The 13,404-nt window shown below is 71.2% G+C and carries 17 protein-coding genes; 14 read left to right on the top strand and 3 right to left on the bottom strand.

What is annotated here, in order from left to right:
- Positions 1 to 9 precede the first annotated feature (9 nt).
- On the bottom strand, positions 10 to 240 hold the full coding sequence (locus ABOD76_RS10920; protein ID WP_350244867.1) for a hypothetical protein: 231 nt from the start codon (positions 238 to 240) through the stop codon (positions 10 to 12).
- A 57-nt stretch (positions 241 to 297) separates the two neighbouring features.
- On the opposite strand from ABOD76_RS10920, the gene ABOD76_RS10915 reads away from it, so the two are divergent.
- The 13 genes from ABOD76_RS10915 (at position 298) to truA (ending at position 11,474) form a co-directional block, all read left to right on the top strand.
- Positions 298 to 972, top strand: a complete 675-nt coding sequence (locus ABOD76_RS10915; protein WP_350244866.1) for an MBL fold metallo-hydrolase — start codon at positions 298 to 300, stop codon at positions 970 to 972.
- A gap of 150 nt (positions 973 to 1,122) precedes the next feature.
- Positions 1,123 to 1,824: a response regulator transcription factor gene (locus tag ABOD76_RS10910; protein WP_350244865.1), complete on the top strand. Its 702-nt coding sequence runs from the start codon at positions 1,123 to 1,125 to the stop codon at positions 1,822 to 1,824.
- The gene (locus ABOD76_RS10905; protein WP_350244864.1) at positions 1,821 to 2,813 is read left to right on the top strand and encodes a sensor histidine kinase; all 993 of its coding nucleotides are present in this window, start codon (positions 1,821 to 1,823) and stop codon (positions 2,811 to 2,813) included. Before ABOD76_RS10910 ends, ABOD76_RS10905 begins: the two co-directional genes overlap by 4 nt.
- Positions 2,814 to 2,841: 28 nt before the next feature.
- On the top strand, positions 2,842 to 3,480 hold the full coding sequence (phoU, locus tag ABOD76_RS10900; RefSeq protein WP_350244863.1) for a phosphate signaling complex protein PhoU: 639 nt from the start codon (positions 2,842 to 2,844) through the stop codon (positions 3,478 to 3,480).
- Between the two features lie 8 nt (positions 3,481 to 3,488).
- The gene (locus ABOD76_RS10895) at positions 3,489 to 4,433 is read left to right on the top strand and encodes a hypothetical protein (RefSeq protein ID WP_350244862.1); all 945 of its coding nucleotides are present in this window, start codon (positions 3,489 to 3,491) and stop codon (positions 4,431 to 4,433) included.
- 100 nt (positions 4,434 to 4,533) lie between these two features.
- On the top strand, positions 4,534 to 6,270 hold the full coding sequence (locus ABOD76_RS10890) for a long-chain-fatty-acid--CoA ligase (protein WP_350244860.1): 1,737 nt from the start codon (positions 4,534 to 4,536) through the stop codon (positions 6,268 to 6,270).
- 78 nt (positions 6,271 to 6,348) lie between these two features.
- On the top strand, positions 6,349 to 6,726 hold the full coding sequence (locus tag ABOD76_RS10885) for a response regulator (protein ID WP_350244859.1): 378 nt from the start codon (positions 6,349 to 6,351) through the stop codon (positions 6,724 to 6,726).
- Positions 6,727 to 6,736: 10 nt separating this feature from the next.
- Positions 6,737 to 9,073, top strand: coding sequence for a transglycosylase domain-containing protein (locus tag ABOD76_RS10880; protein ID WP_350244858.1), 2,337 nt, complete (start codon positions 6,737 to 6,739; stop codon positions 9,071 to 9,073).
- 150 nt (positions 9,074 to 9,223) lie between these two features.
- Complete coding sequence (locus tag ABOD76_RS10875) at positions 9,224 to 9,394, top strand: hypothetical protein (protein ID WP_350244857.1); 171 nt, start codon at positions 9,224 to 9,226, stop codon at positions 9,392 to 9,394.
- Between the two features lie 14 nt (positions 9,395 to 9,408).
- Positions 9,409 to 9,660 carry a hypothetical protein gene (locus tag ABOD76_RS10870; RefSeq protein ID WP_350244856.1) on the top strand — a complete coding sequence of 84 codons (252 nt, stop codon included), beginning with the start codon at positions 9,409 to 9,411 and terminating at the stop codon, positions 9,658 to 9,660.
- Positions 9,657 to 10,163: a DUF5946 family protein gene (locus ABOD76_RS10865; RefSeq protein ID WP_350244855.1), complete on the top strand. Its 507-nt coding sequence runs from the start codon at positions 9,657 to 9,659 to the stop codon at positions 10,161 to 10,163. Before ABOD76_RS10870 ends, ABOD76_RS10865 begins: the two co-directional genes overlap by 4 nt.
- 46 nt (positions 10,164 to 10,209) lie before the next feature.
- Positions 10,210 to 10,623, top strand: a complete 414-nt coding sequence (locus ABOD76_RS10860) for a penicillin-binding protein (protein WP_350244854.1) — start codon at positions 10,210 to 10,212, stop codon at positions 10,621 to 10,623.
- A gap of 26 nt (positions 10,624 to 10,649) precedes the next feature.
- Entirely contained in the window at positions 10,650 to 11,474 is an 825-nt protein-coding gene (gene truA, locus ABOD76_RS10855) for a tRNA pseudouridine(38-40) synthase TruA (protein ID WP_350244853.1), read from the top strand.
- On the opposite strand, the gene ABOD76_RS10850 is transcribed toward truA, so the two are convergent.
- Both ABOD76_RS10850 and ABOD76_RS10845 read right to left on the bottom strand, forming a co-directional pair.
- Complete coding sequence (locus tag ABOD76_RS10850; protein WP_350244852.1) at positions 11,449 to 12,279, bottom strand: metalloenzyme domain protein; 831 nt, start codon at positions 12,277 to 12,279, stop codon at positions 11,449 to 11,451. The two genes, truA and ABOD76_RS10850, sit on opposite strands and share 26 nt — an antisense overlap.
- 53 nt (positions 12,280 to 12,332) lie before the next feature.
- Positions 12,333 to 12,515, bottom strand: a complete 183-nt coding sequence (locus tag ABOD76_RS10845) for a hypothetical protein (protein WP_350244851.1) — start codon at positions 12,513 to 12,515, stop codon at positions 12,333 to 12,335.
- 103 nt (positions 12,516 to 12,618) lie between these two features.
- Here ABOD76_RS10845 and ABOD76_RS10840 point away from each other — a divergent pair, with 103 nt between their 5' ends.
- Positions 12,619 to 13,395 (top strand): hypothetical protein, encoded by a 777-nt coding sequence (locus ABOD76_RS10840; RefSeq protein WP_350244849.1) that lies wholly within the window; start codon positions 12,619 to 12,621, stop codon positions 13,393 to 13,395.
- The last annotated feature ends 9 nt before the right edge of the window (positions 13,396 to 13,404 follow it).

The raw sequence follows: 13,404 nt of genomic DNA, 5'->3' as shown, positions 1-13,404 counted from the left end.
TGTGAAGCTTTACCGCCGCTCCAGCTCCGCCACCCGCTCCTCCAGCTGCTGCACCCGCCGGATCAGCGCCGAAAAGACCAGGGCGTAGTGGTCGTAGAGCTTGGGCCGCTCCATCCGCAGCTCTCCCTGCATCCAGCCGGACAGCAGCCGCTCGGCCTCCTGCAGCACCTCGTCGTCCGGCACCTGCTGGACAGCACGGCCCTGCAGGATCCGGCGCGCCAGGTTCAGTTCGTCACTCATGCGCCCATTCTGGCGCAGATGACGGCGCGCGCGGCCACCGCCCGGTACACTGCCGCCATGACCCGTTCCCGCTTTCCTGCCCCCACCAGCTACGGCCGCCTGCGGGTGGCCAGCCTGTCCACCGGCCCGATTCAGGAGAACGCGGTGCTGGTCTGGGACGAGGGCGGCCAGGGCTTCCTGATCGACCCGGGCGACGACGCCGAGCGGCTGCTCGCCTGGGTGCGTGAACACGGGGTACAGGTGCAGGCGATCCTGCTGACGCACGCGCACTTCGACCACATCGGGGCGGTCCAGCCGCTGCGCGAACAGCTGCAGGTGCCGGTGTACCTGCACCCGGCCGACCGGCCGCTCTACCAGCTGGGCGAGGCGTCCGCGGCGCGCTGGAACCTGCCGTTCGTGCAGCCGGCCGACCCGGACCACGACATCGTGCAGGACCAGCTGTTCGAGGCGGGCACGCTGCGGCTGCGGGCCCGCGAGCTGCCCGGACACGCGCCGGGGCACGTGGTGTTCGTGGCAGAAGCGGAGCAGGGCAGCGGCTTTGCGGTGGTGGGCGACACGCTGTTTCAGGGGAGCATCGGGCGCACCGACCTGCCGGGCGGCGACCATCCACTGCTGATCGGGGGCATTCGGCGCGAACTGCTGGGCCTGCCGGACGACACGGTGATCTATCCGGGCCACGGCGCGCCGACCCGCATCGGGGCCGAGCGTGCCAGCAACCCGTTTCTGCGCTGAACACCGGCCACCTGACCGGGCCATCACACGGCCGACCGGGCCGGACGCCTGCCCGGCCAGCCGGCGCCGCGCCCGGCTGGCCCGCAGCGCCGGGACGGGCCGCCCGCCCTCACCTGACATTCGCCTGACCTGCAGCGCAAGAATGAAGGTATGAGCCATGTGGTGGTCGTCGAGGACGAGGGCACGGTGCGCGAGGTGCTGCGCTTTCATCTGGAGCGGGCCGGACTGCGGGTCAGCGCCTTCGAGACGGCCTCGCCCGCCTGGGACACGCTGCCCGGCGCCGACCTGCTGGTGCTGGACTGGATGCTGCCGGGCGAGAGTGGCCTGCAGCTGCTGCGGCGGCTGCGTCAGGACCCGGAGCGGCGGCGGCTGCCGGTGCTGATGCTGACCGCCCGCGCCGCCGAGGCCGAGCGGGTGGAGGGGCTGGAAAGTGGGGCCGACGACTACCTGACCAAACCGTTCAGCGCCGCCGAGCTGGTGGCGCGGGTGCGGGCGCTGCTGCGGCGCACCCAGGCGGACGTGCCCACGCAGCTGAGCAACGGACCGCTGCAGATTGACCTGTCGGCGGCCGAGGCGCGGCTCGGCGCGGTGCGGCTGAACCTGACCCGCCGCGAATTCGATCTGCTGGCGTTCCTGACCCAGCACGCCGGCCGGGTGTACGCCCGCACCGAGCTGCTGGACCGGGTCTGGGGCGCGGACTTTCTGGGCGGCGAGCGCACCGTGGACCAGCACATCACCCAGCTGCGCTCCCACCTCTCGGATGATCCGGCCCAACCGACCTTTCTGGAGACGGTGCGCGGCAAGGGCTACCGGATGCGGCCCTGGAGCACGGTCGAGGCGCAGAGCGTATGACGCAGCCGTCAGAGGGCCAGCCGGGCCCCCGCCTCCCCTGCCCCGACGACCACTGGATGGACCTGCTGCCGCAGGCGGTGGTGCTGTACCAAGGGGGACTGGTCACGCGGCTGAACGCGGCGGCCACCCGGCTGTGGGGCGTGTCCAGCGAGCGGGCCAGCGGCCGGCCACTGCTGGAGGTGCTGCGGCGGCACACCTTGGAGGCGCTGGCCGAACGCGGCGGCGAACTGGAGCTGGACGTGGCGGGCCGCGCCCTGCGCTGTCAGGCGGCGCTGTCGCAGGGCGGCGGCACCCTGATCGTGGAGGACGTGACCGAACACCGCCGCCGCGAGGCCGAACTGCGCGAGGCCGCCGCCATCCTGTCGCACGAGTTCCGCACGCCGGTGGCGGGGCTGCGCGGGGTGCTGGAGGCGCTGGAATACGCGATGCCGCCGGAGCTGCAGCAGAACTTCGTGCGGCAGGGGCTGTCGGAGGTGGAGCGGCTGGCCCGGCTGGTGGAGGACCTGGCGGTGGGGTTCCGGCCCACCCGCGCGCGCACCTTCCCGATCAGCGAGGCGTTTGTGCGCGCCGAACGGCTGCTGGCCCAGGACCTCAGCAGCACGGGCACCCGGCTGAGTTTCGGCGAGGACCACCTGGTGCGCGCCGACCCGGACAAGCTGCTGCAGGTGCTGCTCAACCTGATCGAGAACGCCATGAAGTATGGGCCGCGCGGCGGGCCGGTCACGGTGGAAACCCGCGCGCGCGGCAGCTTCGTGGAGGTGGCGGTGCTGGATGAGGGCGCCCCGGTCCCCGACACCGAGAACATCTTCCGGGCCCACACCCGTGGCCCCAACGCCAGCGGCAACGGCAGCGGCATGGGGCTGTACATCGTGCGCAGCGTGGTGCAGGGCTGGGGCGGTCAGGCCTGGGCCGAGCGCCGCGTCCGCGACGGCCAGGAACCGCACAACGCCTTCTGCTTCACCCTGCCCACCGTGGCAGGGATGATGTAAGTTTCAAATCCGCTACCGTAGGAGACACATGCGCGAGGCACTCGAACACGACCTGAACACCATCCTGAATGGAGCCTTGGAGATGCTCGCCATCGTCCAGCAGATGCTGCCGCTGACCGGGCGGGTGCTGAACGACCGCGAGGTGGAGCTGGCGCCGCAGGTTAAGGCGCTGGACCTGCAGGTGGATCAGCTGGAGGCGCGGGTGGAGGCCGAGTGCTTGCGGCTGATCGCGCTGCACCAGCCGGTGGCCCGCGACCTGCGGCTGATCGCGCTGGTGCTGAAGAGTCTGACCGACATCGAGCGGATGGGCGACTACGCCGTGCACGTGGCCGAGGACGGCGAGGAGCTGAGCCACGCCCCGGCGCTCAAGAAGTACGTGAATCTGTCGCGTATGCTGGAGCGCCTCTCGGAGATGGGCGAGGCGCTGACGCAGGCGATCGTGGCCCGCGACGTGCCGGGCGCCACCATGGCGCTGCACATGGACGACGAGGTGGACGACCTGTACGAGCAGGTGCAGCGCGAGCTGGTGACCTACATGCTGGAAGACCCGCGCAACATCAGCAAGTCGCTGGTGCTGATGCGGGTGGGCCGCAGCCTGGAGCGGATCGGCGACCACATGGAGAACGTGGCCGAGCGGGTGCAGTACTGGGTCACCGGCCAGCGCTGAGGTCGGGGATGCGGCGGCTGGTGCTGCTGGCCCTGGGCCTGCTGGGCCTGACCCCTGCCCAGAGCGTGCCGGCCCTCCCGGTTCCGCCGCTGCGGGCGGTGGGCAGCGTGCCGCCCTGGGTACCGGACCTGCCGTTCCGGGCGCTGGCGCCGGCCGACAGTTTTCACGAGCTGTACGCGGGACGCGCCGACCTGGTGCTGGGCAGCCTGCCCCCGCCCGCGCCGCCGGCCGGACTGAGGCCGGCCCTGAACGTGCCGGTGGGCGTGTACGCGGTGGCGGTGGCGTACCGGCTGCCGGGGGTGCAGCTGCATCTGGATGTCCCCACCCTCTGCCGGCTGCTGGCCGGGCAGCTGCCCACCTGGGACCATCCGGCGCTGGCGCAGCTGAATCCGGGGGTGCAGCTGCCGGCGCTGCCGGTGCTGGTGAGCGCCCGGGTCGCGCGCAACGGCGTCAGCTACGCGGTGGCCAGCGCCTGTGTGGCCGCGCGCATCTGGCCGTACGCCCAGCTCAAGTCCAACTGGAGCAGCGGGGCCGCCTTCACCCGGGCCGCGCTGGGCGCGCAGCGCACCGACCTGAACATTCCCGGCAGCGTGGCCGTCTTCACCCTGCACGACGTGCCGCCCGGCGCCCAGGTGGCGCTGCTGCGCGCCGTGGGCGGCCAGGACCTGCCGCCGCGCAGCGTCCTGGGGCTCAGCGGGCCGCCGCCCACCTCGCCGGCCCAGGTGCTGCCGCTGCCGGACGTGCCGGGCAGCTATCCGCTGCGCGGGCTGGTGTGGGCCAGCGTGATGCGCGAGCAACGGTACCGCAGCCGCACCCTGGCGCAGGCCCAGGCGCTGCGGGCCCTGCTGGACCGGCTGCGCGGCACCGACGGTCCCAGCGTTGCCGGCCTCCCGCCGGCGCTGTGGACCCGGGTGCCGCTGCAGTACGGCGGCGAGCCGCTGCCCCCCCCGTAAGGGCTGGTGCCGTTTCTACGGTGCCGCTGCCGGCCTCCTTGTTATACTGAGTTCAAGAATAGATGCAGTTCAGCGGGCCGGCAGCCCTGAAGGAGGAGCTATGACGACGCAAGGTGGCATGGGGACGGCGGCGCTCAGCGGCCTGGAACGGCCCTGGCTGGAGCACTACGAGCCGGGCGTCCCGGCCGACATGGAGAACAGCTACAGCGCGGTGTACGAACTGCTGGGCCGTTCGGCTGCCCGCTTCCCGAACCGCATCGCCCTGCATTTCATGGGCTCCGAACTCAGCTACCGCCAGCTGTGGCTGGACGTGCAGCGCTTCGCCTCGGCGCTGCAGCGGCTGGGCGTGAAGCAGGGCGACCGGGTCAGCATCATGCTGCCCAACTGCCCGCAGTTCGTGGTGGCGTTCTTCGGGGCCTCGCTGGCGGGCGCGGTGGTGGTGAACACCAGCCCGATGTACGTGGCGCGTGAGCTGGCCCATCAGCTGCAGGACAGCGGCAGCGAGACGCTGATCATGCTGGACGCCTTCTACCCGCGCTACGCCGAGGTACAGGACACGGTGCCGGTGAAGCGCGTCATCGTGACCGGCATTCAGGACGCGCTGCCGTTTCCCAAGAACATGCTCTACCCGGTGCGTGAGCGCAGCCAGGGCCACTGGGTGGACGTGCCGCTGGGCGGCCGGGTGTTCGGGATGAAGGCGCTGCTGCGCTCGCAGGCCCCCAGCCCACGCCCGGTGCAGGTGCGCCCGGACGACGTGGCGCTGCTGCAGTACACCGGCGGCACCACCGGCGTGCCCAAGGGCGCCATGCTCACCCACCACAACCTGACCAGCAACGCGCTGCAGTGCCGCGCCTGGATGACTGACCTGAAGGAAGGCCAGGAGGTGCTGCTGGCCGCCATTCCCTTCTTCCACGTGTACGGCATGACCACCGCCCAGAACATGGGCCTGCTGATCGGGGCGACGCTGGTGCTGGTGCCGAACCCCCGCGACCTGGGCATGCTGCTGCAGCTGATCGACAGCCGCAAACCGACCATGTTCCCGGGTGTGCCCACCATGTACGGCGCCATCAATCAGCATCCGGACACGCCAAAACACGACCTGACCAGCATCCGCGCCTGCATCTCGGGGTCGGCGCCGCTGCCGCTGGAAACCGCCCGGCGCTTCCGCGAGATCACCGGCGGGGCCAACCTGGTGGAGGGCTACGGCCTGACCGAATCCAGCCCGGTCACGCACAGCAACCCGATCTTCGGGGAGCAGCGCGAGGGCAGCATCGGGGTGCCGTTCCCCGGCGTGTATGCCTATGTGGCCGCCGAGGACGGCACGCCGCTGCCGTCCGGCGAGGTGGGCGAGCTGTATGTGGCCGGGCCGAACGTGATGGCCGGCTACTGGCAGCGCCCGGACGAGACGGCCAAAACGATGCGCGAGCGGGCCGGCCAGCGCTGGCTGCTGACCGGCGACATGGCGGTCATGGACCCGGACGGCTACTTCCGGATCGTGGACCGCAAGAAGGACGTGATCATCGCGGGCGGGTTCAACATCTACCCGCGCGAGGTGGAGGAGGTGCTGTACCAGCATCCGGCGGTGCTGGAGGCGGCGGCGGTGGGGGTGCCGCACCCGCACCGGGGCGAGACGGTCAAGGCCTTCGTGGTGTTCCGCCCCGGCCACAGCGCCACGGCCGAGCAGCTGGAAGCCTACTGCCGCGAGCGGCTGAGCCCCTACAAGGTCCCGAGGCTGTTTGAAGTGCGCCAGGAGCTGCCCAAGTCGCCGGTGGGCAAGGTGCTGCGCCGGGTGCTGGCCGACGAGGCGCGGGCCGGCGCGGCCGCGTCACGCGGCTGAGCCCGGCCGCTGCGGCTCATCTGATTCTTTGCCGCTTCATACGGACCAAACCGGGCCGCTGCATTATCATGGACGTCTATGGCCTATACCATTCTGGTTGCTGACGACGAACCCGCGATCCGCACAATGCTGGAGGTCATCCTCTCGGCAGATGGGCATGAGATCGTCGCGGTGCCGGACGGCAAGGCCGCCCTGGACTACCTGCGGGACCACACGCCCGACGCGATGCTGCTGGACGTCAAGATGCCGTTCATGGACGGCTTCGAGATCTGCTCGCGCGTCAAGCGCATCAAGCGGCTGCGCGACTCGCCGGTGCTGCTGCTGACCGGCTTCGACGACGACCAGACCCGCGACCACGCCAAGCTGGTGGGGGCCGACGACATCGTGTACAAGCCGCTCTCCGGCAAGAACCTGCGCGGGCGGGTCAATGCGCTGATTGAGGCGCGGCAGCCCTGATGGAGCGGTCATGGTAGTCGTGGGACGGCTGTTCAGGCTGCTGCTGGCGCTGGTGCTGGCCGCCGTGTTCGTGGTGGCTGGCCTGGCCGCGCTGTACTCGGTGCGCTGGTCGCGCAACCTGCCGGACTACCGCGCCCTGGATTCGCTGACGCTCGGCGCGGTCACGCGGGTGTATGCCCGCGACGGTACCACGCTCGGCACGCTGGTGCCGAAGCTGGGCGACGCCAGCGTGAGCCGCACCCTGGTGCAGCTGGACGAGATCAGCCCCTACATGATCGCGGCCATCGTGAGCAACGAGGACCGGCGCTTCTTCGAGCACTACGGCCTGGACCCCTACGGCATCGCCCGGCAGTTCCGGCGGCTGTCGCAGAAGGAAGACCTGCAGGGCGGCAGCACCCTGACCAACCAGCTGGTCAAGAACACGCTGCTAGAGAACTACCAGAGCGCCCGCACCCCGGAGCGCAAGTTCAAGGAGTGGCTGCTGTCGGTGCAGGTGGAGCGCAACTTTACCAAGGAAGAGATTCTTCAGGACTACCTGAACATCATCTACTGGGGGGACGGTGGGCCGGTCGAGCTGTACGGCATTTACTCGGCGGCGCAGGCGTACTTCGGCAAGACACCCAAGCAGCTCACGCTGGCCGAGAGCGCCTACCTGACCACGCTGGTGCCGGGCCCTGGCAAGTACTACCCGCGCTACGCCGAGCAGCGGCTCTTCATGAAAACCCTGCTGGCCCGCATGGTCGAGGACGGCTGGGTAACGCAGGCGCAGGCGGACGCCGCCTGGGCCGAGAAGCTGCAGCCGCGCGGCTGGAAGGTCAGCTACGACGCGTCCGGCGGCATCAAGGCGGCGCGGCTGGTAGACCGCAGCGCCACCTACCTCAAGGCCGTGACCAGCGCCCGCGCGCCCCACTTCATGCAGCAGGTGGAGCAGGAGCTCGTGCGCCGCTTCGGGCGCGACAAGGTGTACGGCTCCGGCGGCCTGAAGGTCTACACCACCCTGGACCCGCAGGTGCAGAGCGCCGTGGAGAATGCTTCCCGTACCGCCCGCGTGCCGGCCGGCACCACCCTGGCGGCCGTGGTAAGCGATCCCTACACCGGTGACGTGCTGGGCATGGTCGGCCAGAAGCTGGTGGGCAACGCCCCGCCAGCCGACTGGAACAACGCGGCCCAGGGCCAGCGGCAGATCGGCAGCACCATCAAGCCGCTGCTGTACACCACGGCCCTGTCCACCGGCGCGACCCAGCTGGACCGCTACGACGACTCGCCCATCAGCTTTCCCTGTCCCAGCTGCGAGGGCGGCAAATACGAGCCCAAGGACTTCGAGGGCGAGATGACCGGCCGCACTATGACGCTCAGGGAGGCGCTGGACCGCTCGCTGAACCTGCCGACGGTGCGGCTCGCCGACAAGATCGGCCTGCAGACCTTCTTCGGCAAGCTGCGCGAGCTGAACCTGCCGCCCAATGACGGCACCGGTCTGGCCGCCGCGCTGGGCGCGGTGGAGACCACCCCGGTCAAACTGGCCGCCGCCTACGCCCCCTTCGTGAACGGCGGCACGTACCGCACGCCGAGGTACATCACCCGGGTGACCGGGGCGCGCGGTGAGCTGCTCTACGACAGCGCCGGCCAGCAGAACACCGCCCACCGGGTCTGGTCGCCGCAGGTGGCGTGGCTGGGCCTGGACATGATCAAGGGCGTGGTCTACGACCTGGGCACCCGCCAGGGTGGCTTCTCGGAGCCGGCCCGCATTGACGGCTGGACCGTGGGCGGCAAGACCGGCACCAGCACTGGCCCCAAGGACCTGTGGTTCGTGGGCGTGAACCCCTACTACGTGGGCGCGGTCTGGATCGGGCGGCAGCAGGGCGGCAGCATGCCCACCAACCTGTACTCGGGCGTGTGGGCGCCGCCGGTATGGCACGACATGATGGTGGGCGCGCTCCGCGGCAAAGCGGTCCGCAACTTTGCGGAGCCGCCGGGCATCACCTACAGCGCGCACCCGGACCGTGGCCCCTACACCCGGGTGAAGGTGGCGCTGCTGGACCCGCGCTACAGCGCCGCCGCCGATACCGCTGTGGATCAGGACCCGCAGACGCCGCAGTACCGGGAAGCCAGCCTGCCGGGCGCCATTCCGGACACGGTGCTGATCAACCTGGACCAGCGCACCAGCCGCATCGCCACCGAGTTCACCCCACCGGACCAGATCGTGCAGCGGCGCGTGCCGGTGGAACAGCTGCCCGCCTTCGCCCCGGACCCGAATCCGCAGCCGCTCCAGGAACAGAAGCCGGACCCGGCGGCCCTGAAGAGCAGCAGCGGCATCACCGACGGCGTGCCGAACGCTCCCAAGAATTAGCCGTTGTCTGGTGTGCCGGCCCGCTAGCATGGGGTATGTCCTCTCCTGAAGCGGTCCAGCCGGCCGGTCAGCTGGTGGTCAACGGCACCTCCAGCGCCGGCAGGAGCACCTTCTGCCAGGCGCTGCAGGCAGCTCTGCGCCCCGTATCTGGTGACCGGCTACGACTGGCTGTGGTCCACCATGCCGCTGCGGTATTTCTCGTTTGAGGAGCAGGAGGGCGTCTGGTACCAGGACGTGCAGGGCGGGGTCGCCAGCATCGGCTTCGGTGCGGTGGGCCGGCAGGTGGTGTCGCGGCTGCACCACGCAGTGGCGGGCTGCTGACCTCCGGCACCAACGTGATCGTGGACGTGTTGTTCGCAGAGCCTGAATGGCTCCAGGAGGCGATGCGCCTGTGGCAGCCCTTACCGATGCTATGGGTGGACCTTAAACCGCCGTTGGATACCTGCGTTCGCTGGGGAGCGCAGCGCGAGTCCACCCACGCCGGACGGCCCACCGGATCTGGAGCTGAGTCCCACGCTCGGCACGCCGGAGACGTGTGCGGCTCTGGTGGTAGAGCGGCTGGAGCCGAAAGGAGTGTGCCGGCTTGACCGCTGACCGGCACGCGCCAGTGACCTGTCCCGGCTGCGGCGCCGTTCAGCTGGGGCAGGGGCTCACGCCGCCCGGGCGCTACCACGCGTCCGGTGAGTGCTGGGCCACTTACGGCGAGCTGAGCGCGGCCCTGGCCGAGCGTGCGGAGCTGAGCTTCCCGACCCAGCTGTCGGTGGACGCTTACGGCGCGCAGCACGCTGGGGGGTCCTCGCGACCCATTACCACGGCCTTTTCGCTGATCGGCCTGTATCTGGTAAACGAGCGCGGACAGAGCGGGCGGCAGGCCCAGCTGGCCCACATGCGGCTGGCCCGACAGCGCTGGACCTGGCCGGCCTTCGTGCCGCCAGACATGCAGGGCAGCCTGACGGTGCTGGACGTGCTGGCCGCTCCATCAGGACCGCCGCAGGATCAGCAGCTCCGTGCCTGGTCCGCGTCGGTGTGGGCGGCCTGGCAGGACTGGCATGGCTGGACCGCCGACTTCTGCCGCCGTCACCTGGGCTGAGCCGGCGCGCTGCGCTCCTCTCATGCCCCTCCCCTACCCTGAATCCATGACCCGTTCCCGCCTGCGCCCGGCCCCGCTGACGCTGCTGCTGCTGACGCTGGGGGCCTGCGGCCTCAGCAGCGCGCGGGTGCGGCTGGGCGACGCGCTGCCGGCGCACCCCTGGCGTGACGCGCCGCGCGAGCTGGTGGTGCTGTACTCGCACGACTGCGGTGACCTGGGCAGCCTCTGGGACGTCTTGCTGCACGCCGGGCTGCCGGTGCGGGCCGTGAACGCCGAGGAGATTGCGGCCCCGGCCCCCGGCAGCCTGACCCCCTGGCGCGGCGAGGACGCCACCCGGTTCTCGCGGCAGCTGAAGGTCAGCGCCTACCCGGCGGTGCTGCTGGTGCAGGACGGCCGGGTGCTGAACGCCTGGGAAGGCGACTTTGTGGCCGCCGATGCCGGGCAGCTGCGGCAACCCTGAGGCTGCCGCTGCTCTAGCATGGGCCGGTGAGTGAACCGCGCCTGCCCTACGCCCCCCCGCCCGGCTTCCGGCGCTGGCAGCTGGAAGTGCAGTGGGACGGCGCTCACTTCCTGGGCTGGCAGGCACAGGCCGAGGGGCGCACGGTGCAGGACACCCTCTTTGCGGCGCTGGGGCCGCTGGCCGCCTCGGCCCGTCCGGTGGCCGCCGGCCGCACCGATGCCGGCGTGCATGCCGAGTGCATGTCGCTTCACTGGGACATGGCGGAAACGATGACACTGCCCGCCAGTCAGCTGCAGCGCGCCCTGAACGCCCGGCTGCCGCACGACCTGGCGGTGCTGGGTTGCCGGCCGGCCCCGCCGGACTTCCACGCCCGGTACAGCTGCCTGGAGCGTGCCTACGTGTACCGCCTGCTGAACCGGCCGGTCCGCTCCCCATTGCTTGACGGGCGCGCGCTGCATGTGCCGCAGCCGCTGGATGTGGCGGCCATGCAGCAGGCGGCCCTCAGCCTGCTGGGCGAGCACGACTTCGCGGCCTTCGCCACCCGCGAGGAGCGGCAGACGCGCCGCCGGGTGCACCGGCTGGAGCTGCACCCGGCCGGGGACCTGCTGGAGCTGCACCCGGCCGGGGACCTGCTGGAGCTGCACATCGCGGGCGAGAGTTTTCTGCGCCACATGGTGCGCGGTGTAGTGGGCACGCTGCTGCTGGTGGGGCGCGGCGCGCTGGACCCGGCAGCGGTGGCGGGCATCCTGGCCTCGGGCGACCGGCGGCAGGCCGGGCCGAACGTGCCGCCGCACGGCCTGTACTTCGCCGGGGCCCGCTATCCGGTTACAGACCCAGCAGCCGCGCCATAACCTGCCCCCCCTGCACCACGTCGTCCGGGAGGCCCAGCTCCACGCCGACCCCGGCGAACGGCACCCGCGCCCGGGTGTGACTCTTGACGCCCAGGTCCTCGAAGTTGCCGTGATCGCTGCTCAGCACCACCCGCGCGCCCGCGTGCAGCAGTCCCTCGAGCAGGGCGTCCAGCCGCGCCAGATAGGCCTGCCCGGCCCACAGCAGGTCCGGTGGGGTGGGGGCGCGGCCCTGGTGGCCCAGCAGGTCGCTGAACCACAGGTCCAGCACCAGCAGATCCTGGCCCGGCAGGGCCGCGAGCCGCTCGCCCTGCCGCCGCCAGTGGTCCGGCGGGTCCACGGCGGTCCAGGGAGCGGTGTACTGCAGCCCCAGCGTGGGCGGCAGGTGCGGCAGGCCCGGCGGGTTCTGCGGCAGGCCCGCGGTGGTGAAGCTGTACGGAAAACACCCGGCCCGCAGGCGCGGCTGGGCAAAGTACCCGGGCGGGTAGTAGTTGAGCAGGGCCGCCTGCCCCCCTGCTGCCCGGACCCGCCCCGGCAGGCCCGCCTCATCGAGCAGCCGCTTGAGGGTCGGGCCGGGATGCGGGCCGTAGTGGCCGCCCATCCGTGCCACCGCGTCCTGGCCGGTCAGCCAGCAGCTCTGGCCGGTGGCGCTCTGCGGCAGGCCCTCCACCCCCAGGGTGGCGTCCAGCGCCCGCCCCGCCTCAATCACCGGCCTGAGGGTCGGCAGGTCCATGTCCCACGGGCTGAAGGGCGGCGCGTCGGCCGGATGGCCCACCCCGTCCAGCGCCAGCCAGTACAGGGCCGTCATGGTCAGAGCCTACCCGCCCGGGCGCCCCGGCGCCAGCCGGAGGGCAGGTCGGCTCAGTCTTCCGGCTGGCTCCAGCCCCAGGCCCGCCAGCTGTCCACCCCGAACCAGACGCTCAGCAGGGCCGGCAGCAGCGCCCACCAGGTGTGTTGGGCCGTCAGCCAGACGGTCAGAATCAGGCAGGCCAGCGCCGCCATCACGCTGGCCACCATTGCAGTTCTCGCGTTCATCCGGCGCATACGGTTCAGGGTAGCCTCCGGACTCTGGCGCTTTTCTGACGTGGGCCAAGGTCCGGTCAGCTGACCTTCACGCCAAGCAGACCCGAATCCGGCAGCATAGGGCATGCTTCGTCCACTTCCCCTGCTGATGGCCGCGCTGCTCGGCGCCGCCTCTGCCGCCAGCGTGCAGCTGAACCTGCCGGGCCGCCAGGACCGCGCCTGGCTGCTGTGTGACAGCCTCAGCACTCCGGAGGTGCTGGTGGTGGGTCAGCCGGACGCCGGCGGACGCGCCGAGATCACCACCCTCAGCAAGGCGCAGCCGGGGCGCTACAGCTACGCGGCGTGGCGGGTGGGCCGGCCAGATCCGGGGGCCGGCAACGTCTACTACAGCCTGACCCCGCGGGACGGCAGCGCGGCCAGCAGCACCAGCCCCGACAACATCCGGCTGATCAATCCGGGCGTGGCGGCCAACCCGCAGCTGTACAGCGCCAGCGGCGTGCCGGTGCTGAGCAGCATCACCCTGCAGGGGCAGACCCGCCGCTGCCGGCTGGCACCCGGCCTGCGGGTGCTGGCCGTCACCGAGCGGCGCAGCGTGATGATCACCCAGGACGCGCAGGGCCGCTTCCGCTACCAGAGCTTCGACAACGCGGCCTTCCGGCCCGGTGACGTGCAGACCACGCTCGGCGACAGCCTGGCCCAGAGCAGCACCCCATCGCTGAGCATCGTGGGCGGCACCCGGCTGATCAGCCCGGCGGGCGAGCGCTACACCTTCACCCACCAGGGCTACACCTACACCCTGAGCCTGCAGAGCAGCGGCGGCAGCCTGAGCGTGCAGCGCGGCAGCACCCCGCTGCAGAGCGAGCCGCTGCGGGCGGTGCTGACCGGCGACCGGCCCGGCTAGCCGCGCCAC

Source organism: Deinococcus sonorensis KR-87 (genome assembly GCF_040256395.1).
Lineage (GTDB): Bacteria > Deinococcota > Deinococci > Deinococcales > Deinococcaceae > Deinococcus > Deinococcus sonorensis.
This window is presented reverse-complemented; position numbering and strand designations above follow the sequence as displayed.

Excerpts from the sequence above, each read along its gene's own strand:
- ABOD76_RS10895 (WP_350244862.1), top strand. The coding sequence starts at position 3,489 with ATGCGGCGGCTGGTGCTGCTGGCCCTGGGCCTGCTGGGCCTGACCCCT.
- ABOD76_RS10840 (WP_350244849.1), top strand. The coding sequence starts at position 12,619 with ATGCTTCGTCCACTTCCCCTGCTGATGGCCGCGCTGCTCGGCGCCGCC.
- ABOD76_RS10890 (WP_350244860.1), top strand. The coding sequence starts at position 4,534 with ATGACGACGCAAGGTGGCATGGGGACGGCGGCGCTCAGCGGCCTGGAA.
- ABOD76_RS10910 (WP_350244865.1), top strand. The coding sequence starts at position 1,123 with ATGAGCCATGTGGTGGTCGTCGAGGACGAGGGCACGGTGCGCGAGGTG.
- ABOD76_RS10885 (WP_350244859.1), top strand. The coding sequence starts at position 6,349 with ATGGCCTATACCATTCTGGTTGCTGACGACGAACCCGCGATCCGCACA.
- ABOD76_RS10905 (WP_350244864.1), top strand. The coding sequence starts at position 1,821 with ATGACGCAGCCGTCAGAGGGCCAGCCGGGCCCCCGCCTCCCCTGCCCC.
- ABOD76_RS10880 (WP_350244858.1), top strand. The coding sequence starts at position 6,737 with ATGGTAGTCGTGGGACGGCTGTTCAGGCTGCTGCTGGCGCTGGTGCTG.
- ABOD76_RS10845 (WP_350244851.1), bottom strand. The coding sequence starts at position 12,515 with ATGCGCCGGATGAACGCGAGAACTGCAATGGTGGCCAGCGTGATGGCG.
- phoU (WP_350244863.1), top strand. The coding sequence starts at position 2,842 with ATGCGCGAGGCACTCGAACACGACCTGAACACCATCCTGAATGGAGCC.
- ABOD76_RS10915 (WP_350244866.1), top strand. The coding sequence starts at position 298 with ATGACCCGTTCCCGCTTTCCTGCCCCCACCAGCTACGGCCGCCTGCGG.
- ABOD76_RS10860 (WP_350244854.1), top strand. The coding sequence starts at position 10,210 with ATGACCCGTTCCCGCCTGCGCCCGGCCCCGCTGACGCTGCTGCTGCTG.
- ABOD76_RS10920 (WP_350244867.1), bottom strand. The coding sequence starts at position 240 with ATGAGTGACGAACTGAACCTGGCGCGCCGGATCCTGCAGGGCCGTGCT.
- ABOD76_RS10850 (WP_350244852.1), bottom strand. The coding sequence starts at position 12,279 with ATGACGGCCCTGTACTGGCTGGCGCTGGACGGGGTGGGCCATCCGGCC.